The organism is Streptomyces subrutilus (assembly GCF_001746425.1).
Taxonomy (GTDB): Bacteria; Actinomycetota; Actinomycetes; order Streptomycetales; family Streptomycetaceae; genus Streptomyces; species Streptomyces subrutilus_A.
On sequence record NZ_MEHK01000001.1, the window covers coordinates 199,058 to 220,244 of the forward strand.

Annotated in this window: 16 protein-coding genes; 5 read left to right on the top strand and 11 right to left on the bottom strand. The window is 70.3% G+C overall.

Annotated elements, in window-relative coordinates; all coding sequences use genetic code 11:
• Window positions 1-337: 337 nt before the first annotated feature.
• Entirely contained in the window at window positions 338-1,075 is a 738-nt protein-coding gene (gene araD / locus BGK67_RS01965; protein WP_069918234.1) for an L-ribulose-5-phosphate 4-epimerase AraD, read from the bottom strand.
• Between the two features lie 319 nt (window positions 1,076-1,394).
• On the opposite strand from araD, the gene BGK67_RS01970 reads away from it, so the two are divergent.
• Complete coding sequence (locus BGK67_RS01970; RefSeq protein ID WP_384381388.1) at window positions 1,395-2,471, top strand: LacI family DNA-binding transcriptional regulator; 1,077 nt, start codon at window positions 1,395-1,397, stop codon at window positions 2,469-2,471.
• A 146-nt stretch (window positions 2,472-2,617) separates the two neighbouring features.
• Here the strand turns inward: BGK67_RS01970 and BGK67_RS01975 are convergent, their stop codons facing one another.
• The 5 genes from BGK67_RS01975 to BGK67_RS01995 all read right to left on the bottom strand — a co-directional run bounded on the left by BGK67_RS01975 (window position 2,618) and on the right by BGK67_RS01995 (window position 8,615).
• On the bottom strand, window positions 2,618-3,742 hold the full coding sequence (locus BGK67_RS01975; RefSeq protein WP_079153941.1) for an aldose epimerase family protein: 1,125 nt from the start codon (window positions 3,740-3,742) through the stop codon (window positions 2,618-2,620).
• A 104-nt stretch (window positions 3,743-3,846) separates the two neighbouring features.
• Window positions 3,847-4,869 (bottom strand): galactofuranose ABC transporter, permease protein YjfF, encoded by a 1,023-nt coding sequence (yjfF, locus tag BGK67_RS01980; RefSeq protein WP_079153942.1) that lies wholly within the window; start codon window positions 4,867-4,869, stop codon window positions 3,847-3,849.
• Window positions 4,866-5,966 carry an ABC transporter permease gene (locus BGK67_RS01985; protein WP_069918236.1) on the bottom strand — a complete coding sequence of 367 codons (1,101 nt, stop codon included), beginning with the start codon at window positions 5,964-5,966 and terminating at the stop codon, window positions 4,866-4,868. Before BGK67_RS01985 ends, yjfF begins: the two co-directional genes overlap by 4 nt.
• Complete coding sequence (locus BGK67_RS01990) at window positions 5,963-7,522, bottom strand: sugar ABC transporter ATP-binding protein (RefSeq protein ID WP_069918237.1); 1,560 nt, start codon at window positions 7,520-7,522, stop codon at window positions 5,963-5,965. Before BGK67_RS01990 ends, BGK67_RS01985 begins: the two co-directional genes overlap by 4 nt.
• Before the next feature lie 94 nt (window positions 7,523-7,616).
• On the bottom strand, window positions 7,617-8,615 hold the full coding sequence (locus tag BGK67_RS01995; RefSeq protein WP_069918238.1) for an ABC transporter substrate-binding protein: 999 nt from the start codon (window positions 8,613-8,615) through the stop codon (window positions 7,617-7,619).
• A 519-nt stretch (window positions 8,616-9,134) separates the two neighbouring features.
• Between BGK67_RS01995 and BGK67_RS02000 the strand changes: the two genes are divergently transcribed.
• The gene (locus BGK67_RS02000; RefSeq protein ID WP_069918239.1) at window positions 9,135-10,829 is read left to right on the top strand and encodes a ribulokinase; all 1,695 of its coding nucleotides are present in this window, start codon (window positions 9,135-9,137) and stop codon (window positions 10,827-10,829) included.
• 83 nt (window positions 10,830-10,912) lie between these two features.
• Complete coding sequence (araA, locus tag BGK67_RS02005; RefSeq protein ID WP_069918240.1) at window positions 10,913-12,424, top strand: L-arabinose isomerase; 1,512 nt, start codon at window positions 10,913-10,915, stop codon at window positions 12,422-12,424.
• A 186-nt stretch (window positions 12,425-12,610) separates the two neighbouring features.
• On the opposite strand, the gene BGK67_RS02010 is transcribed toward araA, so the two are convergent.
• Both BGK67_RS02010 and xylB read right to left on the bottom strand, forming a co-directional pair.
• On the bottom strand, window positions 12,611-13,822 hold the full coding sequence (locus BGK67_RS02010; RefSeq protein ID WP_069918241.1) for an ROK family protein: 1,212 nt from the start codon (window positions 13,820-13,822) through the stop codon (window positions 12,611-12,613).
• Window positions 13,823-13,835: 13 nt separating this feature from the next.
• Window positions 13,836-15,266 carry a xylulokinase gene (xylB, locus tag BGK67_RS02015; RefSeq protein WP_069918242.1) on the bottom strand — a complete coding sequence of 477 codons (1,431 nt, stop codon included), beginning with the start codon at window positions 15,264-15,266 and terminating at the stop codon, window positions 13,836-13,838.
• Window positions 15,267-15,360: 94 nt separating this feature from the next.
• Here xylB and xylA point away from each other — a divergent pair, with 94 nt between their 5' ends.
• Entirely contained in the window at window positions 15,361-16,533 is a 1,173-nt protein-coding gene (gene xylA, locus BGK67_RS02020) for a xylose isomerase (RefSeq protein ID WP_069918243.1), read from the top strand.
• A gap of 213 nt (window positions 16,534-16,746) precedes the next feature.
• Here the strand turns inward: xylA and BGK67_RS02025 are convergent, their stop codons facing one another.
• From BGK67_RS02025 to BGK67_RS37225, 3 genes are all read right to left on the bottom strand, one after another.
• Window positions 16,747-18,177, bottom strand: coding sequence for a non-reducing end alpha-L-arabinofuranosidase family hydrolase (locus BGK67_RS02025; RefSeq protein WP_069918244.1), 1,431 nt, complete (start codon window positions 18,175-18,177; stop codon window positions 16,747-16,749).
• Between the two features lie 485 nt (window positions 18,178-18,662).
• Window positions 18,663-19,043: a transposase gene (locus tag BGK67_RS37220; RefSeq protein ID WP_069918245.1), complete on the bottom strand. Its 381-nt coding sequence runs from the start codon at window positions 19,041-19,043 to the stop codon at window positions 18,663-18,665.
• Window positions 19,040-19,525 carry an IS110 family transposase gene (locus tag BGK67_RS37225; protein WP_244291413.1) on the bottom strand — a complete coding sequence of 162 codons (486 nt, stop codon included), beginning with the start codon at window positions 19,523-19,525 and terminating at the stop codon, window positions 19,040-19,042. Before BGK67_RS37225 ends, BGK67_RS37220 begins: the two co-directional genes overlap by 4 nt.
• A gap of 559 nt (window positions 19,526-20,084) precedes the next feature.
• On the opposite strand from BGK67_RS37225, the gene chvE reads away from it, so the two are divergent.
• Complete coding sequence (gene chvE, locus BGK67_RS02040) at window positions 20,085-21,179, top strand: multiple monosaccharide ABC transporter substrate-binding protein (RefSeq protein ID WP_069918247.1); 1,095 nt, start codon at window positions 20,085-20,087, stop codon at window positions 21,177-21,179.
• Window positions 21,180-21,187: the final 8 nt, after the last annotated feature.

Consider the following 21,187-nt stretch of genomic DNA (forward strand, 5'->3'; position numbering starts at 1 on the left):
AGATCCAGCGAACCTGGTGCGGGAAAGCGCCACTCGCGGCCCCGTACACGCCCGAGGGGTCGCCCAAGGCCCGCAGAATCGGTCCATCGAAGTGCAGCTCGACGTAGTCGCGCACGAAAGACACGGCGCTGACATCCAGGCCCATCAGCAGCTGGAGCGGGTCGTCCGAGTCGTTCGCATTAGTCACAAGCCCATGAGAGACCTCCGCATGCCCCGTCACGCGTCCGCCCATTGGCCGACTCGGAGCCGGAACGGCCAACTACAGGTCGACATCGACATCACAACAGCACCCTCCCAGCCTCACCCAGCAATGGACAACAGCTCACAAACCGCCCTCTCAGACGCTCGGGGTGTGCGGGACGTTGCCGTAGTAGGCGTCCGGTCCGTGCTTACGGGTGAAGTGCCGCTCCAGCAGATGCTTCGGCGGTTCGGGGGCTTCCCCGAGGCGGGACCCCAGCGCCAGCGTGTGCAGCGCCATCTCCGCCACGGCCTCGCAGACGATGGCGTTCTCCAGCGCCGCCTTCGCGGTGGCACCCCAGGTGAAGGGTCCGTGTCGTGAAACGAGTGCTCCGGGGACCTCGTCGGCCAGCCGGGGGTCCCCGTCGAGCCGGGCGACGATCACCTGTCCGGTGTTGTACTCGTAGTCCCGCGCGCACTGCTCGGCGGTGAGGTCCTCCGTCACGGGAACGGGCCCGTTGAAGGTGTCGGCGTGCGTCGTGCCGAGTACGGGGATCGGGCGGCGCGCCTGAGCGAAGGCGACGGCGTGCGTCGAGTGCGTGTGGGTGACGCCGCCGATGGAGGGGAAGGCCCGGTAGAGGCACCGATGGGTTTCGGTGTCGGTGGACGGCCTGAGGCGCCCCCCGACGACCCGCCCGTCCTCCAGCGCCACCACCACCAGGTCCTCCTCGGTGAGGTCGGCGTAGGAGACGCCGGACGGCTTGATGACGAAGACGCCCGCGTCTCGGTCCACTCCGCTGACGTTTCCCCAGGTGAGGGTGGCCAGACCGGCCTCCAGGATGCGCAGGTTGGCCGCGAGGACCTCACGACGGAGGTCCCCCAGGAAGGTCTCGCTCACTACGTCTCACCATCTCTCCGGCATGCGCGGCGGGTTTCTCCGGGACCGCTGCCCGGCAGGCCCCCGCGGTCGCGCATGAGTGGACTGGACTGATCGGGGCCGCAGCACATCGCGGCTGGCCCACCTCGGCCGCCCCGATCAGATTGTGGGCGCTAACAAGCCGCAATCTCAAGAGGGCACGGGGAGATTCCTCCCCACAGCAGGCGATCAACGCTGCATAATGTGAGCGCAAACATCTACACCTGGTCGACAATCCTCCGGTCGGTCCGAGATGTGTGCGGGCCGCGGCTGGTTCGGTACCTTGAGGGAAGGCCGCTCGATGAGGAAAGGAAGAGAGTTGACCCAGCTCCCAGACGTCTCGCGAGCGCCCACGATGACGGACGTCGCACGCGTCGCCGGCGTGTCCCATCAGACCGTTTCGCGGGTGCTCAGCGACCACCCGAACGTCAGCGCCAAGACCCGGGCCGCGGTGACTCAGGTCATCGAGCAGCTGGGGTACCGCCGCAATTCGGCGGCCAGGGCTCTGGCCACCCGCCGGACCCACACGCTGGGCGTCATCGCGGTGAACACCACTCTGCACGGGCCCGCCAGTACCGTGGCGGGAGTGCAGGAGGCGGCTCGGGACCGCGGCTACCTGACGTCCGCCGTCACGCTTCGCACCGCCACGCAGACGGCTCTCTCCGAGGCCATGCAGCACCTCGCCGGGTGGGGCGTGGAGGGGATCGTCGCCGTCACTCCGCAACGCGCCGCGGTACGCGCCCTGGCGGCACTGGAAGCACCGTGCCCCGTGGTCACCGTGGAAGGCGGCCACACCCTCGACCTGCCGGGGGTGTCGCTGGACCAGAACCTCGGCGCCCGCATGATCACGGAGCACCTTCTCGCGTCGGGCCACGCCACCGTGTGGCATGTGGCGGGCCCCCCCGACTGGCTCGAGAGCGAGGCACGCACACAGGGGTGGGAGGACGCGCTGCGCGATGCCGGCGCCGAGGTGCCGCCCGTGCTGCGCGGCGACTGGAGTCCGCTGTCGGGATACCAGGCCGGCCAGCAGCTGGCGGGGCGGGTCCTGGCATCACGAGGGCAGGGAGCCGGCCTCACCGCGGTGTTCGTCGCCAACGACCAGATGGCCCTCGGTGTCCTACGGGCCCTGCGGGAAGCGGGCCTGCGGACGCCCGAGGACGTGGCGGTCGCCGGCTTCGACGACATCCCCGAGGCGGAGTTCTTCCCGCCCCCGCTGACGACGATCCGCCAGGACTTCGCCTCGCTCGGCCGCGACAGCATCGGGCTGCTCCTGGACCACATCGAGGGCAGGACCGACGAGTCGACCCACCTGGTGTTGGCGCCCGAACTCATCGTGCGCGCCAGCACGGCCCGCAGGATCGCTCCCCCCGGCGAATGACCCCCACGCGCCCGGCGGTTGACCCCTCTCGCAGGAGGCCGGGCCCCCGGGGGCACCTTCGTACGCGGGAAACCGGGCACAGGCACCAAAGCCGCTGTCCGGTGCCCCCCGGCACCGGACAGCGGCTACGGCCGCCGCCGCCCCTCTCAGGCGGCGACCGTGGTGAAACTGTGGATCGTGGTCGACCGGTACAGCTCGTCCGGGCGCAGGACGACCGTCGGGTAGTCGGGGCGGTTCGGGGAGTCCGGGAAGTGCTGGGTCTCCAGCGCGACCCCCGCGTAGGCGTGGTACGGCCTGCCTGCCTTGCCCGTGATGTCACCGGTCAGGCCTTGCCCGGTGTAGACCTGGATGCCCGGTTCCGTGGTGCGCACCTCCATGCGGCGGCCGGATGCGGGGGCGTACAGCACAGCGGCCTTACGAGGACTGTCTCGCCGGGCCTCGTCGAGGACCCAGTTGTGATCGAAGCCGCCGCCGGCGAGGGCCAGTTGCGCCTCCGTATGGGTCAAGGCGTCGGAGAGACGCCGGTGTCGGCGGAGGTCGAACGGGGTGTCGCTGACCGGGCGGTGGGAGCCGTCGGGGATCAACTCGGCGTCGATGGGGGTGTAGAGGGGGGCCGCGACCTGGAGGTGGTGGGCCAGGACGTTGCCCCGCCCCTCCCCTTCGAGGTTCCAGTAGGCGTGGTTGGTGAGGTTGACGATCGTCGGGGCGTCGGCTACCGCCTGGTACGACATCGTCAGGTTGTCGTCGCGGTCCAGCGTGTAGGTGAGGCGCACGTTCAGGGCACCGGGGAATCCCTGGTCGCCGTCGGGGCTGTGCAAGAACAGACGGACACCGGTGCGGTGCGCCGAGTGGAAGGGTTCGCACCGCCACAGGCGCTGGTCGAACCCGTCGGGACCACCGTGCAATGTGTGCCCGGTCTCCTGGGTGGCGAGCCGGTGGGTGACGCCGTCGACTACGAGCCCGCCGCGTGCGATGCGGTTGGCGTAACGGCCCACCGTCGCACCGAAGTAGCGTGCGGAACCCTCGCAGGCGGCGGGGTCGCGGGGCGCGAGCACCACGTCAGCGGTGTGGCCCCAGCGGTCCGGCAGGATCAGTGAACGGAGCCGGGCGCCGCGCGTGTGGACCTCGGCACGGGCCCTGCCGGGGAAGCCGAACCGCCACCTCTCCCCCGTTCCGCCATCGTCCAGACGCAGGGGGCGGGCCGTCCGCGGACAGGCGGCCGTCTGCCTGGGCTCGACGGCCTGGTCGACAGATTCGTATGCGTGTTCCATGACGGCATTCCCTGGAAGTCGGTCCACCGGATGCGCGCCGGGACCAAGCTGTGATCGCGGCACGCGAACGCGGTGGCACGGGCGGGTGGGCTGCGGAGCCGGAGTCAGTCGGCGGCGGGGCGGCGGCCGCTCATCAGGCGTTGCAGCACGATGAACACGAGCAGCAGGGCACCGACGACGATCCGGGTCCACCAGGAGCTGAGCGTGCCCTGAAAGTTGACCACCGTCTGGATCGTGCCGAGGACGAGCACGCCGAGGGCGGTGCCCAGGACGAAACCGGAGCCTCCGGTCAGCAGCGTGCCGCCGATCACGGTGGCGGCGATCGCGTCGAGTTCCATGCCCATCGCGTGGAGGGCGTAGCCGGAGAGCATGTAGAAGGTCAGCAACAGGCCGCCGAGTGCGGAGCACAGGCCGCTGACGGCGTATGCGGCGATCTTGGTGGATCCCGTCGGAAGACCCATCAGCCGAGCGGAGGACTCGTTGCCGCCCAGCGCGTACACGTTGCGGCCGAAGCGCGTGTGGTGCAGGACGACGAAGGCGATCACCAGCACGGCCAGGGCGATGACCACCGGGATCGAGACGAACAGTCCTCCCGGGCCGTACAGCCGGGTCTGCGCGATTCCCACCGTCGTGGGGTCGCTGATCGTGATGGATTCGGTGCTGATCGTGTAGCAGAGCCCGCGGGCGAGGAACATGCCGGCCAGGGTGACGATGAACGGCTGGATCTCGAAGGTGTGGATGATCCAGCCCATGAGCGTCCCGCTCCCGGCGCCGACGAGCAGGACCAGGGGGATGACGGTGGCCAGGGGCCAGCCGTGCGACTCGACCAGCCAAGCGGTGAGCATGGTCGACAGGGCCACCATGGAGCCGACGGACAGATCGATGCCGCCGGTGAGGATGACGAAGGTCGCCCCGACCGCGACGACCAGGAGGAATCCGTTGTCGATCAGCAGGTTCAGTACGACTTGCGCCGAGAGGAAGCCCTCGTAGCGCACCGATCCGACGCTGAACATGACGGCCAGCAGGACAGCCGTGACGATCAGTGGGATACGGGTGCGGGTGCGCGGGGACACGGTCGCGAAGGGGCGGGTGAGGTGCGCGGCGGCGCTCGCGATGCCGGTACTCATGCGCGTACCTCCTGCTGCAGCGGGGCGGCGCCCGCCGTGGTGTGGGATCGGGGAGTGGTCGTCCTGCGGCGGCGCAGGACCTTGGCCCGGAAGACCGGGGCCTGCACGAGGCAGACGACGATGACGACGAAGGCTTTGAAGACGAGGGTGGTCTCGGGTGGGACGCCGAGGGTGTAGACGGTGGTCGACAGGGTCTGGATGATCAGGGCGCCCAGGACGGTGCCGCCGAGGGAGAAGCGTCCTCCGGTCAGTGCGGTGCCGCCGACGACGACGGCGAGGATCGCGTCGAGCTCGATCCACAGGCCGGCGTTGTTGCCGTCGGCGCTGGAGACGTTGGAGCTGATCATCAGTCCGGCGACGGCGGCGCAAAGGGCGCTGAAGACGTAGACCAGGGCGAGCAGGCCGCCGGCCCGGATGCCGACCAGGCGGCTGGCCGCGGGGTTGCCGCCGACGGACTCGATCAGCAGGCCGAGTGCGCTGCGGCGGGTGACGAAGGCGGTGAGCGCGACGAGGGCGGCCGCCAGGAGGACGGCGAACGGGAAGGTCAGCCAGTAGCCCCCGCCGATCATTTTGTAGGGGGCGCTGGTCACCGTGACGATCTGGCCGTCCGTGATCAGCTGAGCGACGCCGCGGCCCGCGACCATGAGGATCAAGGTGGCCACGATGGGCTGCACCCCCAGCCCGGACACCAGGAAGCCGTTGGCCAGGCCCAGCACGAGGGCGACGCCGAGCGCGAGGGCGACGGCCGTGAGCATGGTGGCGACGCTGCCGGGATGCGCGGCGGTGGAGATGTGCCCGCAGGCGAGGGCGCCGGCGATGGCGACGGTGGAACCCACCGAGAGGTCGATCCCGCGGGTGGCGATGACCAGGGTCATGCCGAGCGCCACCAGGATGAGTGGCGCACCGAACTGCAGGATGTCGATGAGGCTGCCGTAGAGATGGCCGTCGCGTACGCGGACGGAGAAGAAGTCGTGGTGGAACGCGAGGTTACCGAGGAGCAGGGCGAGCAGGATGAGCGCGGGCCACAGCAGACGGTGGCCGGCCAGCCGTCTCCCGATCGCGGCGGCCGCCTCGGACTTGGGGGGCTGGGTGGTCATGAGTCCGTTCCGGTGGCGATGGTCGTGAGGAGGCGTTCGGGCGTGACGGTGTCGTCGTTCACGAGGGTGGCCACCATGCGGTGGTCGCGGAGCACGGCGATGCGGTGGCTCAGGCGCAGGACCTCTTCGAGTTCCGCCGAGATGAACAGCACGGCGGTGCCTTCGCCCGCCAGGCGGGCCACGAGTTTCTGGATCTCCGCCTTGGCCCCGATGTCGATGCCCCGGGTGGGTTCGTCGAGGATCAGGAGCCGGGGTGCGGTCAGCAGCCAGCGGGCGAGGAGGACCTTCTGCTGGTTGCCTCCGCTGAGGTGGCGCACCTGGGCTTCGGGGTCGGCGGGGCGGATGTCCAGGGCCTCTGTCCAGTGCCGCGCCAGTTCGTCCTGCTTCGCACGGGCCAGCGGCCTGGTCCAGCCGCGGGCGGCCTGCAGGGCGAGGACGATGTTCTCGCGGACCGTGAGCTCGCCCACCAGTCCCTCGGACTTGCGGTTCTCGGAACAGAACGCGATGCCCCGGGCGATGGCGTGGCGGGGGCTGCGCAGGACCACCTTCTCGCCCTCGATGCTCACTTCTCCGGCGTCCGCGCTGTCCGCGCCGAACAGGAGGCGCGCCACCTCGGTGCGGCCCGAGCCCAGGAGGCCGGCCAGTCCGATGACCTCGCCGGGATGGATGTCAAGGTCGTACGGTTCGATGGAGCCCGTACGGGTCAGCTGTCGGGCCTGGAGGAACGGCTCGCCGGCCGCCCGTTCGGCCGCTTCCTCGGGGGCACGGCCGGACAGCTGGTCGAGGGTGGCCAGTTCTCCGCCGATCATGCGCTGTACCAGCGTCACCGGCGTGAGTTCCCCGATCGGGTACTCGCCTTCCAGCCGGCCGTTGCGCAGGATGGTGACGCGGTCGCAGAGGTCGAATACCTGGTCGAGGAAGTGCGTGACGAACAGGATGGCCACACCGCGGTCCCGCAGGCGCCGCACCAGGGTGAAGAGCTGGGCGACCTCCTCGCGATCCAGGCTGGAGGTGGGTTCGTCCAGTACGAGCACCTTCGCCGAGACGTCCACCGCCCGGACGATGGCGACCAGTTGCTGCACCGCCAGGGAGTGCGAATCGAGCAGACTGGTGACGTCCAGACCGAGGTCGAGTTCCGTCAGCAGCTCTGCCGCCCGCCGCCGCATCGCGGACCAGTGGATGAGACCGAACCGGCGCGGTTCGCGCCCGATGAGGATGTTCTCGGCTACCGAGATGTTCGGGCAGAGGTTGACCTCCTGATAAACGGTGCTGATTCCGGCCTGTTGTGCCTGGAGGGGGTCCCTGAACGCGTGGGGCCGGCCGTCCACGAGGATGGCGCCGCCGTCGGCGGGGTGGACACCGGTGAGTACCTTGATCAAGGTGGACTTCCCGGCGCCGTTCTCGCCCATCAGGGCATGCACCTCACCGGGGAAGAGGCGCAGGGCGACTCCGTCGAGCGCGAGCACGCCCGGGAACCGCTTGCGGATGCCGTGGGCTTCCAGGACCGGCCGCGGGCCGCCGGCGCCCGTGGCCGGCGGGGTGGACGGATGCGTCATCCGCCCTCCTCTCATGTGTGGGGTGGTGGAGCGGGCTCCGGAGGGTGAAGGAGGCACCGGAGCCGGGCCTCCTCCGGCACCAAAACCTGTCGCGTCAGTAGTTCCGGGACGGCAGGGCGGCCGCAGCCTTGTCCTGCGGGAAGACGCCCTCCTGGGTCTCGACCCGGGTCGGCACGCTCTCCCCCGCCACGACCTTCTTGGCCAGCTCCATCAGCTGGTCGCCGAGCATCGGGTTGCACTCCACCACGACGTTGATCTTGCCCTCGGTCATGGCGACGAAGGCGTCCTTGATTCCGTCCACCGAGATCACCTTGATGTCCGTACCGGGCTTCTTGCCGGACTCCTCGATGGCCTGGATGGCGCCGAGGGCCATGTCGTCGTTGTGGGCGTAGAGGACGTCGATGTCCTTCTGGGACTTCAGGAACGCCTGCATGACCTCCTTGCCCTTGGCGCGGGTGAAGTCGCCCGTCTGCGAGGCGACGATCTTGAACTTGCCGTCGGCACGGATGGCATCGGCGAAGCCGGCCTTGCGGTCGTTGGCGGGTGCTGAGCCCGTGGTGCCCTGGAGCTCGACGATGTTGACCGGGCCCTGTTCGTTCGCGTACGCGCCGGTCAGCCACTCGCCCGCGGACTTGCCCTCCTTGACGAAGTCCGAGCCCAGGAAGGTCTTGTAGAGGGAGGTGTCCTTGGTGTCCACGGCCCGGTCGGTGAGGATGACCGGGATGCCCGCGTCCTTGGCCTCCTTGAGCACCGTGTCCCAGCCGGACTCCACGACCGGCGAGAAGGCGATCACATCGACCTTCTGCTGGATGAAGGTGCGGATCGCCTTGATCTGGTTCTCCTGCTTCTGCTGCGCGTCGGAGAACTTGAGCTCGATCCCGGCCTTCTTCGCCGCCTCCTGGACGGACTTGGTGTTGGCGGTACGCCAACCGCTCTCGGCGCCGACCTGGGCGAAGCCCATGGTGATCGTGCCGCCGGAGCCCGTCTTGGCCCCGGAGGCCGGGGCGGAGGTGGGACCCTCGGTCGAGCAGGCGGTCAGCGCCGAGGAGGCGAGAAGGGCGACGGTGAGGACGAGGGCTGCTCTGCGAGCCATGACGGGTGTCCTTTCGGGGGCTACGGACGAGGCTCCGCACGGCCGGTGCCGGGCTGCGCCCGTGGTCATGGGCGTGGCGGGGCCGGGGCGGGGGCCGGGGGCGGGGGCGGGGGGGGGGCGATAGGAGCGGGATGCCCGTGAGGGGGCGCCGTCGCATTGTGAGCGCTAACAAGCCGGGTTCTCAACCCCTTTGCGCGCGTTACCTGTCCGTTACCGCGTCACGTGCGACAACAACGCGGACTCCATCCGTTCGCGCGACCATCGACCCCGCCTACCCGAATCGGAGACCTCAACCCGCCTCGCGTCAAAGGCATATCGAGCCGCGGCCCCGTATACGAAGGCCGCCGCACCATGAGGGTCTCCCACATGATCCACGCAGACCCCTTGCCTCTCGACATTGTTAGCGCTCACACTGCAAGCTCATCGGATCCTCCGCCGACCGCCAGGATGGTCGGGACGGCATCTCCGGCTGCCGGGCCGCGCCGCGTGCCGCCCACGGCTCCTTCGAAAGGCACTCTGTTGACGTCACCCCATCTCCTCGCGCCCGCCCCTCCTTCCGAGGAATCGGAGCAGTACACGGTCGGTGTCGACTTCGGCACCCTGTCGGGTCGCGCCGTGGTGGTACGGGTTCGCGACGGTCAGGAGCTGGCCGCGGCGGTCCACCCCTACCGGCACGGCGTCATCGACCGATACCTGCCGCAAGGCGGTGCGCCGCTGCCTCCGGACTGGGCCCTGCAACACCCCCAGGACTGGCGGGACGTACTGCGTCGCGCCGTCCCGCAGGCCCTGGCGGCGGCCGGGATCGATCCCGCCGCGGTGATCGGCATCGCCACCGACTTCACCGCCTGCACCGTCCTGCCCACGCTGGCCGACGGGACTCCCCTCTCCGAGACCGAGCTCGCCGGACGGCCCCACGCGTGGCCCAAGCTGTGGAAGCACCACGCCGCCCAGTCCCATGCCGACCGCATCAACGAACTCGCCCAAGCCCGCGGGGAGAAGTGGATCGCCCGCTACGGCGGCCGGATCTCCGCCGAGTGGCAGTTCGCGAAGGCGCTCCAGGTCCTGGAAGAAGACCCGCTCGTCTACGAAAGCTGCGCCCGGTGGATCGAGGCCGCCGACTGGATCGTGTGGCAGCTCACCGGAACCGAGTCCCGCAACGCCTGCACCGCCGGATACAAGGGCATCCACCAGGACGGCGCCTACCCGAGCGAGGAGTACCTGGCCGCGCTGAACCCCCGGTTCGCCGACTTCGCACGCACCCGCCTCGAATTCCCCCTCTCCGCTCTGGGATCACGAGTGGGCTCGCTCAGTACGGAGGCGGCAGCGTGGACAGGCCTGCGCCCCGGCATCGCCGTGGCCGCGGGCAACGTCGACGCCCATGTCACCGCGGCGGCGGCCCAGGCAGTCGAGGACGGACAACTGCTCGCCATCATGGGGACCTCCACCTGCCACGTCGTGAACTCCCCCGTCCTCGCCGACGTCCCCGGCATCTGCGGCGTCGTGGCCGGCGGGATCGTCGAGGGAACCTACGGCTACGAGGCCGGCCAGAGCGCGGTCGGCGACATCTTCGCCTGGGTACTGGACCAAGGCGTCCCGCCGGACTACCTCGCCGAGGCCGCCGACCGCGGCGAGGACCTGCACACCCTGCTGACCCGGAAGGCCGCCGGCCAGCCGGTCGGCGGCCACGGACTGGTCGCCCTCGACTGGCTGAACGGCAACCGTTCGGTCCTCGTCGACCACCACCTCTCCGGAGTCATCGTGGGTCTCACCCTCGCGACCCGCCCCGAGGACGTCTACCGCGCACTGCTCGAAGCCACCGCGTTCGGCACCCGCGTCATCGTGGAGGCCCTGGAAGCAGGCGGCGTACCGGTCCACGAGTTCATCGTCGCCGGCGGACTGGCCAAGAACGAACTGCTGATGCAGATCTACTCCGACGTGCTGCGCCGCCCCGTATCCCTGGCCGCGTCCAACCAGGGCCCCGCCCTCGGGTCGGCCATCCACGCCGCCGTAGCCGCCGGCGCGCACGGCGACGTACGGACGGCCACCGCCGCCATGGGCCGCCGGCTGCCGGCCGTCTACCTGCCCGACGCCACCCGGGCCGAGGCGTACGACGCCCTCTTCGCCGAATACCGGCTCCTGCACGACCACTTCGCCACGGGGGGCCTGCTGCACCGCCTCAGACACATCCGCGACACGACCCACACCGCGGACTGACCCCCGCCCCGTTGTCCGTTCCCGCATTCCCACCCGCCCGCCGCCCTCACCACCGTTGCGGGACGTCACCTTCAGGAGTCCATGTGCCCAGCCGAACATCCCCCGCCCAGGAAATCTGGTTCCTCACCGGCAGCCAAGGCCTGTACGGGGAGGAGACGCTGAAGCAGGTCGCCGAACAGTCGCTGCAGATCGCCGCCGCGCTGGCCGACGCCTCCGACATTCCCGCGCGCGTGGTGTGGAAGCCGGTACTGACCGACGCCGACGCCATCCGCCGGGTGTGCCTCGACGCGAACGCCGACGACCGGTGCATCGGGCTGACGGCCTGGATGCACACCTTCTCGCCGGCCAAGATGTGGATCGCCGGACTGGACGCGCTGCGCAAGCCGTTGCTGCACCTCCACACCCAGTCGAACGTGGCCCTGCCCTGGGACACCATCGACATGGACTTCATGAACCTCAACCAAGCTGCCCACGGAGACCGCGAGTTCGGGCACATCCAGACCCGTCTGGGCGTACCCCGCAAAACGGTGGCCGGCCACGTCACCGATCCCGAGACGAGCGCACGCGTCGCGATCTGGGCACGGGCGGCCGCCGCACGATCCGAACTGGCCACCCTCAAGGTCGCCCGCTTCGGCGACAACATGCGCGACGTGGCCGTCACCGAGGGCGACAAGGTCGAGGCCCAGCTGCGCTTGGGCGTCTCCGTCAACACCTACGGCGTCAACGACCTGGTGAAGGTCGTCGACAGCGCGGACGAGACCGACGTGGCTTTGCTCGTCGAGGAGTACGCCGACCTGTACGACCTGGCGCCGGAACTGCGACCGGGCGGCGAACGGCACGACGCGCTGCGTTACGCGGCCCGCATCGAAGCCGGCCTGCGCACCTTCCTCCAAACGGGCGGCTTCGGGGCCTTCACCACCAACTTCGAGGACCTGGGCGGACTGCGCCAGCTGCCCGGCCTCGCGGTCCAGCGGCTCATGGCCCAGGGGTACGGCTTCGGAGGAGAGGGCGACTGGAAGACCGCCGTCCTGCTGCGCGCCCTCAAGGTGGCTGCCGCCGGCCTCCCGGGCGGCACCTCCTTCATGGAGGACTACACCTACGACCTGACACCCGGCAACGAGCTCATCCTCGGCGCGCACATGCTGGAAGTCTGCCCCACCATCGCCGCCTCCAGGCCCAGCTGCGAGATCCACCCCCTCGGCATCGGCGGGCGGGAGGACCCGGTGCGGCTGGTGTTCGACGCGGCACCCGGCCCGGCCGTGGTGGTCGGGCTCGCCGACCTCGGCGACCGCTTCCGCCTGATCGCCAATGACATCGACGTGGTGGCACCCCCTCACCCGCTGCCCGCACTGCCCGTCGCCCGCGCGGTCTGGCGGCCCCGCCCCGACCTGCGGACCTCCACCGAATCCTGGCTGACGGCCGGAGGACCGCACCACACCGTCCTCAGCACCGCCCTGACCTCCGACCACCTCGACGACCTGGCGGAAATGCTCCGCCTGGAGCTCGCCCTCATCGACGAGGCCACCACCCCGAAGCAGTTCCGGCGCGATCTCCGCTGGAACCAGGCCTACCACCGGCTGGCACTGGGACTGTGAACCAGTTGAAGCCCGGCACGGTCCGCGCATCCTGGCACCGGCCGCGACCGTCCACATCACGGCCGTGGAGCAGTGGCCGGCCGCCTGTCCGAGCGGCGACTCGCTGCGAGCGCGATAGACGACTGACCGCCCCGGTGCACCGGGGAACGGCGGCCACCGGGCCGGCGAACCCACGCGGTCACAGCACTACCGGGCCGGCAGGCGAGTGGGATCGGCGATGATCTCTCGGACGGTCGACCAGGCCGCGCCCAGCACCGGTCCGCGGCGCCCCAGGGCGGAGGGTCGTACCGCCTCCGGGGTCCAGGGCCGGACGGTGATCCGGGCGGCCAGTTCGGCGCGTATGGACGGGAGGAGCCAGTCGGCGAGTTCGGCGTAGGCGCCGCCCAGAACGAGGCCGTCCGGGTCGATCAGGTTCACCGCCGAGGTGAGGGCGAGGCCCAGGGCCCGTCCTGCGCGGTCCAGGGCGCGCAGGGCCGCCGCGTCCCCGGCTCCCGCCCGCTCGGCCAGCAGGGCCACCGGGTCGCCGACGCGCCCCAGCCCGGCCTCGCGCAGCACGGCCGCTTCGCCCGCGTACTGCTCCAGGCAACCGCGCGCCCCGCAGGCGCAACGGGCGCCCTCCGGGTGGACGGGCAGGTGGCCGAGTTCGCCCGCGAAGCCGCGGGCGCCCCGGAACAGCTGCCCGCCGATGACCAGTGCGGCACCGATTCCGGCCTCGGCGGAGACGTGTACGAAGGTCCCGGCGGGGTTTCCCTGGTACCACTGCTCGGCCAGCGCCCCGAGGTTGGCTTCGTTCTCCGGCTCGGGCGCGGTGTCGGGGTCGGGCCAGTGGTCGGCGGGGCGGAGGGCTTGCCAGCCGAGGTTGGGAGCGTTCGCGACCAGTCCGCCCGGCTCGTTCGGCACCACCCCCGGCACGGCCAGGACGCGGCCCTCGACGCGCAGGCCGAGGGCCGCGGCCTCGGACTCCGCCTCGGCGCCCAGCGCGGCGGCCTCCGCCAGCACCTCTCCGGCCGGCCGGCCCGCGTTGGCCCGCTCCACGCGACGCCAGACCCGGGGTTCACCGCGCAGGTCCACGACGCACGCGGCGAGACGGGTGACGCCGATCTCCAGACCGAGGCCCGCGGGACCCCGATCGTTCAGGGCCAGCGCCCGTCCCGGGCGGCCGACCCGTCCGCTGGGCGCGGTCTCCGTCTCGGTCAGCGCTCCTCGACCGATGAGCTCGTCGGCCATGGAGGAGACGGCCGGCCTGGTCAGGCCCGTGTGCCCGGCCACGTCCGCCCGGGAGAGGGGGCCGTGCGCGGCGACCACGCCGATCACCACCGCGAGGTTCCGCCGGCGCATCCCCTGCTGCGAGGCGGGCGCGGCCTCCGCGCCCCCGCTCCCCCTGCCGGTCCCCGTCATCGGCCCGACCCTCCTATCGCTCTCCCGGCATGACCTCCTGCAAGGCCCCCGCCCGCCGCAGCGTACTGGTGATCCGTTCGAGCGTGTCGTCGTCACGGGGTACGGGCTCCAGTACCCGGCCCTCGGCGGTCCGCCAGCGCCGGGCGACGGCATCGGCAGGCTCACCGGTGAGCAGTGCGGCGGCCTGGGCGGCGGCCCCGAGCGCGACCAGTTCCCGGGCCTCGGGCACCTGGACCGCTCGCCCGGACAGTCGCAGGACGGTCCTCTGCCAGGCCCTGCCGCGGGCTCCGCCGCCGATCAGCAGGAGTGGTTCGCCGGGGGCGGGGCTCTCGCCTCCGGCGCGCAGCACGTCGTCCAGGGCCGCGAGCAGGGCGTGGGCGGCGCCGTCGTAGGCGGCCTGGAGCAGCTGGCCCGGCGTCGTGTCGTGGCGCAGGCCGTGGACCAGGCCGGAAGCACCCGGGAGGTCGGGGGTGCGCTCGCCGTCCAGGTAGGGAAGCACCACCGCCGTGCCGCCTCCCTCGACGTCCTCCCGGTCGCGGCCGACGAGGGCGGCGAAGCGATCGACGGCGAGGGTGCAGTTGAGCGTGCAGGCGAGCGGCAGCCAGCCGCCGAGGGCATCGGCGAAGCCGGCGACGGTTCCGCCCGGGTCGGCGGGCCTGGTCCGGCCGACGGCGTAGACGGTGCCGGAGGTACCGAGGCTCAGCACCGGACGTCCGGGGGTCAGGCCCAGCCCGAGGGCGGCGGCCATGTTGTCACCGGTCCCGGTCGCCACCAGTGCGCCCCTGCGCAGCGGCATCCCGGCTCGGACGACACCCGCCCGGGCTCCCGGCGGGAGGACCTGCGGCAGCAGCCCGGGGTCGAGGCCGATCCAGCCGAGGACGTCCTGGTCGTAACCGTCCGGGCCCCACCAGCCGGTTCCCGACGCGTCACCGCGGTCCGTCACCGCCTCACCGGTCAGGCGCTCCGTCAGGAAGTCGTGGGGAAGCCGGACGGCCGTGACGCGGTCGGCGGCGGCGCGCTCGTTCGTGTGCAGCCAGGCCCACTTGGCGGCCGTGAAGGCGGCCGTGGGGACGCTTCCGGTGCGGCGGGCGAGCTCTGCCGCACCGAACGCGGCTGCGAGTTCGGCGGCCTGCGGGGCGGAGCGGACGTCGTTCCAGAGCAGCGCCGGGCGCACCGGCCGTCCGGCCGCGTCGAGGGTGACCAGGCCGTGCTGCTGGCCGGCGATCGAGCAGGCGGCGGCGCGATCCGCCCAGCCGGTGCCCGCCATGGCCTCGCCGAGCGCCCGCCACCACTGTTCGGGGTCGCTCTCGCGTCCGGCGCCCGCGCTGACGGCGTGAGCGGCGCGGCCCTCGCCCAGGACGGCGCCGGTGTCCAGGTCGACGGCGAGGGCCTTGGTGGCCTGGGTCGAGCTGTCGACACCGATCACGACACGCTGAGCAGACATGCGTTCCTCCGGTGGGGTTCCTTCTGGCATGTCCGCATACTAATTTGTTCTTCGCCATTACAAATAGCCCTCGGCCCCAGATCCGGAGCGCCTCTTGACCAGCGACCCGCTTGTCCCCACCCCCGCGCACAGGTTCACCTTCGGCCTGTGGACCGTCGGCTGGCAGGGCCGGGACCCATTCGGCGATGCCACCCGACCCGCCCTCGACCCCGTCGAGAGCGTGGAGCGGCTAGCCGGGCTCGGCGCCTACGGCGTCACGTTCCACGACGACGACCTGATCCCCTTCGGCGCCGGCGAGGCCGCCCGCGAGCAGGCGGTCAAGCGCTTCCGCACCGCACTCGACACGGCCGGGCTGAAGGTCCCGATGGCCACCACCAACCTCTTCACCCACCCGGTGTTCAAGGACGGCGCCTTCACCGCGAACGACCGGGACGTGCGCCGGTACGCGCTCCGCAAGACGATCCGCAACATCGACCTGGCCGTGGAACTCGGCGCCTCGGTCTACGTCGCCTGGGGCGGCCGCGAAGGCGCGGAGTCGGGCGCGGCCAAGGACGTGCGCTCCGCCCTCGACCGACTGAAGGAGGCCTTCGACCTGCTGGGCGAGTACGTCGAGTACCAGGGATACGACCTGCGCTTCGCGATCGAACCCAAGCCCAACGAGCCGCGCGGCGACATCCTGCTGCCCACCATCGGCCACGCCCTGGCGTTCATCAACGAGCTGGAGCGGCCCGAGCGGGTCGGCCTCAACCCGGAGGTCGGCCACGAGCAGATGGCCGGGCTGAACTTCCCGCACGGCATCGCCCAGGCCCTGTGGCACGACAAGCTGTTCCACATCGACCTCAACGGCCAGACGGGCATCAAGTACGACCAGGACCTGCGCTTCGGTGCGGGCGACCTGCGCCAGGCCTTCTGGCTGGTCGACCTGCTGGAGTCGGCCGGCTACGACGGCCCCCGTCACTTCGACTTCAAGCCGCCGCGCACCGAGGACTCCGCCGGCGTCTGGGCTTCGGCGGCCGGCTGCATGCGCAACTACCTGATCCTGGCGGAGCGTGCCCACGCCTTCCGGTCCGATCCGGAGGTCCGGGCCGCGCTCGCCGCCTCCCGGCTGCCCGAACTGGCCCTCCCGACCGCCGCGGACGGCCTGGCCGGGCTGCTGGCCGACCCGTCCGCCTTCGACGAGTTCGACGTCGACGCCGCCGCCCGCCGCGGCATGGCCTTCGAGCAGCTGGACCAGCTCGCCCTCGAACACCTCCTCGGCGCCCGCTGAGCCGCAGCGCCCCGGAGCCGGGCCGTGGCGTTCCACGGCCCGGCTCCGCTACGCCTTGACCGCCGGTACAGGATGAGGAACCCCAGCCGATGCCCGGCTGGGGTTCCTCGGTGCGGTGAGCGTGGGTCAGCAGGTGGAGCTGCCCACGCCATGAACCGCTCGGCTGCACGTCGGCGGAACGCACCACATCGCGAGCGCCGTGGTTCAGACGGGTCAGCGCTGCAGGGTGAGCAGACCCGGCCGGTACGGCAGCTTCAGGTAGTCGGTGTTCTCCGGTGTGGTGGTGGGGAGGCCCTGATAGAGGAACTGCAGGTTGCAGGGATCGATGGTCATGGTCTGGTCGGGGTTGTTGCGGACCAGGTCACCGTGGCTGACGCCCTTGGCCCAGGTGGAACCGCTGTTGGCCTGACCCGCGAAGGGGCTGCTCTCGCTGCCGGCCTGGACGGTCCACGGACCGTTCAGGCTGGAGGCGGTGAACGAGCGGAAGTAGCGGTTCGAACCCTGCGCCTCAACGATCATGAGGTACTGGTTCCGGCCCTGGACCTTGTAGACCTCCGGCGCCTCGAACAGAAGGTCCGTCGCGTCGCTCATGACCGTCGTGTACGAGGAGCCGAAGTTGCCCGGGAAGTTCCCGATCGGCATGCTCGCCCGGTAGATCTTGCCGTTGTCGGCGGCGAAGAACAGGTACATGTTCTGGTCATCGGCGATCATGGTCGGGTCGATCGGGGCGTCCCTCCGGTCCCCGGGTCCCACGGGGAGGCTGCCGGTGAACAGCGGCTGCGCGGCGGACCAGCCGTTGGGGTTGGTGGGGTCGCTGGAGGTGCGGTAGTAGAGCGGCCACTGACTCCACTGGGACACCATCACCCAGACGTCCTTGGGCGCGAAGTAGAACAGTTCGGGCGCCACCGCGGGTTCGTTCATCCTGGTCTGGGTGGCCGCCCCCATGTCCGACCAGTTCGTGAAGGGGCTGAACGCCGCCGAGCCCCACGCCGTTCCGTTGGAGGTGGTCGCGTAGACCAGGCGCTTACCGTTGTACGTGGTGGTGGAGAAGTCCTTCAGGGCCAGCTGCCCGTTCGCCGGTTGCGCCAGCGGACCCGTCGAGGTCCACCGGTAGGCCGACGGAAGAGCACACGCGTTGCTCACCCCGGACAGGCCGGTCCACTTCTGGTTGCTGCCACCGTGGCACGACCAGGTCTGCACCCCCGTGCCGTTGGCCGTGCCCCAGCCCGAGACCTCCAGACACAGCCCGGACCGCACGCCGACGATCGTGCCGTCGGAGTTCACCCGCCACTGCTGGTTCTCACTACCGTTGCACGTCCAGATCTGCACCGGGGTCCCGGACGTGGTGGCGCCGCCCCGGACATCCAGGCACTTGTTGCCGTACACGGTCAGCTGGCTGCTGTCCGTCAACGTCCACTGCTGGTTGATTCCACCGTGGCAGTCCCAGATGTGCACGTTTGCGCCGTCGGACTGGCTGAAGCCCGCCACATCGAGACAGCGGCCGGAAGCAACACCGCGCAAGTCGCTGGTGGTGGCCGCCTGAGCCGGGCCGGCGACGAGCAGCGCCGCCAACGCGGCCAGGGCCGCGACCGCGGCGGCGAGCACCGCGGACAGGCGGCTGCGGCTGGAACTTTGTCTGCGCATGTGAGATCTCCTTTGTGACCGGATGAGCTGTCACACGGTTTGGGCAGGGGCGACCTGCCCTCGGCACCTGCGGATCCGGCCGCACGGCGCGGCGCAGCGGCGACAAGGTGTGGCCCCTGAGGGTGGTGGGGGACGACGGAGGATTGTTAGCGCTAACAATTTGCAGCTCGCACATGAGCGTTGGAGGCAGGAGACCAGGGGCCTGAGTGACTGTCAAGATTTTCTGCAAGAATCCGTCGGATCACTGAAACAACATCAGGACGGTCAACTGCAAGGGGAGCTGATGAAGTCGAGGCCCAGCAAACGACCTCGACCCGTACCGGGACCGCACTGCCCACCTGAAGCCAAACGGCTCTGGCCGCGGACTGGGGCGGCCTGGAAGGGCGCGTGGTCGCGGATCATGACCCAGAGGACATTGCGGCGGCGCCGAGCGAGGGTGAGAACTGCTCGCTGTACCCTTTGCCTTCCTTCCCCTTCCGGTCTCATTACGCCTTGGAGACCGGGCAGAAGAATACGCTGACCTGCGCGGAGAGGTAGAGGTCCCGCTGGAGGCCGCGGTGGTAGCGGCGGCGTCCGCGCAGGTTCCCGCTGGCCGTCCCGGAGTCCCAGGGGACGGGTGCCAGGCGGGCAAACGCGGGCAGGCGGTCGGGGCCGGCAAAGGCGGTGAGTTCACCGCCGGTCGCGGCGACGAACTCCGCTCCAAGAGTGCGTTCCATGCCGGGCATCGCGAGGATGACCTCGGCGTCCTGGTGCCGGCGGAACCGGGTCTCGGTTCGGCCGTCGAGTTCGGCCGCTTCGTCGCTGTGGGCGGCTACCGAGCGGGCGACGAGCTCGGTGCCCAGCTCTTCGCCTCGCGGGGCGGTCATCTGGTTCTGGGCAGCTTCCACGGCCCGGGCTGCGAGCGCGGCCGCCCCGCCGACCTTACGGTTACGGAGCCATGCCCTCCAGCCGCCGGACACCCATGCGGCGGATCGTGGCCGGGGTCCGGTAGGCGGTCAGCAAGATGGCGGGGCCCTCCTTCGTCAGGTCCAGGGCCCGTTCCAGTACAGGGAAGAACTCCAGGAGCTGGGCCCCGCAGGCGGTTGATCCGACGGCTCCGGTCGTGGACCACGCCCAGACGCCGTGCAGTGAGAACCCGCAGGTCGAGGGCAATGTCGTCGCCGGGCCGGAACATGCTCACGCCGCGGCGGACGCGGGCCTGGTCCGCGATGACGAAGGCGTCGCGGGCGTCGGTCTCGTCCTCGCCCCGGTAGGTGGTGGGCGCCTGGTGGGCGGCCCGGCCTGTGAGGTATGCGACGGGCTGGCCGTGGTGGAGGAGGAGACCGGGCAGTTCTGTCTCGTCGTTCATGACGCAGCGGGACAGCTCGGGCACGATTCCCTCCGCCAGCTCGGCGTCACACTGTTCCCGCAGCCGACGTCCTCTTACAAGCGACCGAGTCGCGTCGCCGTGGGACCCTCGGCCGGCTGCTGGAACCGACCGCGGCGTGGGGCACAGAACTGGCGCGCCGGGCCGCCGCACTGACGGCGGAGATCCGGTACGCGATCACGTCGACGTCTTCCAGGCCCTGGTCGAACGGCGGGGTCGAGTCGAAGCCGACCACGCCGAGGGTGTGCGAACTGCGGGTGACCAGAACACGGGCAGCGGGGTCGGTCCGGTGGTCCAGCTCCCGGAATTTCCGCGCACATCCGCTCCCGCACGCCGGACGTATGCCCCGACAGCGATCCGAACAGACCCTTGACGGACCACTTGTGAGCGTTAACACTCAGGTATCGCCAGGCCGGAGCCGCCGCGAACCCGGACTTCACACAGTGCGAGGAAACGACTCCGGGTCGGCCCCGCTCGACCGCTTCCGGGTTCTCCCAACCGGGTCACACCGTGCCGGTCGCGGAACATCACTGGAGGAACTGTGCGGAAGCTTTCAGCCGGCCTTGTCACCCTGGGCCTGACGCTGTCGCTGGCAGCCTGCGGCCAGAGCGCCAACGGAGCAGGCGAGGGCGGGGGTGGCGGGGAGGCCAAAGGCGGCCTCGTCGGCATCGCGATGCCGACCAAGTCGTCGGAGCGCTGGATCAATGACGGCAACAACATGGTCAAGGAGTTCCAGGCCAAGGGTTACAAGACCGATCTCCAGTACGGTGACAACGTCGTGGAGAACCAGGTCTCCCAGGTGGAGAACATGATCACAAAGGGCGCCAAGCTGCTGGTGATCGCCGCCATCGACGGTTCCTCGCTCACCAACGTGCTACAGAAGGCCGCCGACGCCCACGTCCCCGTCATCTCCTACGACCGGCTGATCCGCGGCACCGAGAACGTCGACTACTACGCGACCTTCGACAACCACAAGGTCGGCGTCCTCCAGGGCAGTTACATCGTCGACAAGCTCGGCCTCAAGGATGGCAAGGGCCCGTTCAACATCGAGCTGTTCGCCGGCTCACCGGACGACAACAACGCCACCTTCTTCTTCAACGGTGCGATGAGCGTCCTGAAGCCGTACATCGACGACAAGAAGCTGGTCGTGCAGAGCGGCCAGACCTCCTTCAATCAGATCGCCATACTGCGCTGGGACGGCGGCCTCGCCCAGTCCCGTATGGACAACCTGCTGAGCAAGTCGTACACCTCCGCACGCGTCGACGCCGTGCTCTCGCCGTACGACGGCATCTCGATCGGCATCATCTCCTCACTCAAGGGCGTCGGCTACGGCGCCGGCCAGCCCATTCCCGTCGTCACGGGCCAGGACGGCGAGCTGGCCTCGGTGAAGTCGATCACCGCGGGCGAGCAGACCCAGACCGTCTACAAGGACACCCGCCAACTGGCCAAGGCAGCAGTCCAGATGGGCGACGCGCTACTGACGGGCGGCAAGCCCGAGGTCAACGACACCACCCAGTACAACAACGGCGTCAAGACCGTACCGGCGCAGCTGCTCCAGCCAGTCAGCGTCGACAAGGAGAACTACCAGAAGGTCCTGGTGGACAGCGGCCAGTACACCGCGGACCAGCTGAAGTAGCCCACGGA

Bases quoted from the DNA above. Each gene is read 5' to 3' on its own strand.
- xylB (WP_069918242.1), bottom strand. From the start codon at position 15,266: ATGTCTGCTCAGCGTGTCGTGATCGGTGTCGACAGCTCGACCCAGGCC.
- BGK67_RS01975 (WP_079153941.1), bottom strand. From the start codon at position 3,742: ATGGAACACGCATACGAATCTGTCGACCAGGCCGTCGAGCCCAGGCAG.
- BGK67_RS02025 (WP_069918244.1), bottom strand. From the start codon at position 18,177: ATGCGCAGACAAAGTTCCAGCCGCAGCCGCCTGTCCGCGGTGCTCGCC.
- BGK67_RS01985 (WP_069918236.1), bottom strand. From the start codon at position 5,966: ATGACCACCCAGCCCCCCAAGTCCGAGGCGGCCGCCGCGATCGGGAGA.
- BGK67_RS01995 (WP_069918238.1), bottom strand. From the start codon at position 8,615: ATGGCTCGCAGAGCAGCCCTCGTCCTCACCGTCGCCCTTCTCGCCTCC.
- BGK67_RS01990 (WP_069918237.1), bottom strand. From the start codon at position 7,522: ATGACGCATCCGTCCACCCCGCCGGCCACGGGCGCCGGCGGCCCGCGG.
- BGK67_RS01970 (WP_384381388.1), top strand. From the start codon at position 1,395: ATGAGGAAAGGAAGAGAGTTGACCCAGCTCCCAGACGTCTCGCGAGCG.
- yjfF (WP_079153942.1), bottom strand. From the start codon at position 4,869: ATGAGTACCGGCATCGCGAGCGCCGCCGCGCACCTCACCCGCCCCTTC.
- BGK67_RS02010 (WP_069918241.1), bottom strand. From the start codon at position 13,822: ATGACGGGGACCGGCAGGGGGAGCGGGGGCGCGGAGGCCGCGCCCGCC.
- BGK67_RS37225 (WP_244291413.1), bottom strand. From the start codon at position 19,525: ATGAACGACGAGACAGAACTGCCCGGTCTCCTCCTCCACCACGGCCAG.
- BGK67_RS37220 (WP_069918245.1), bottom strand. From the start codon at position 19,043: ATGACCGCCCCGCGAGGCGAAGAGCTGGGCACCGAGCTCGTCGCCCGC.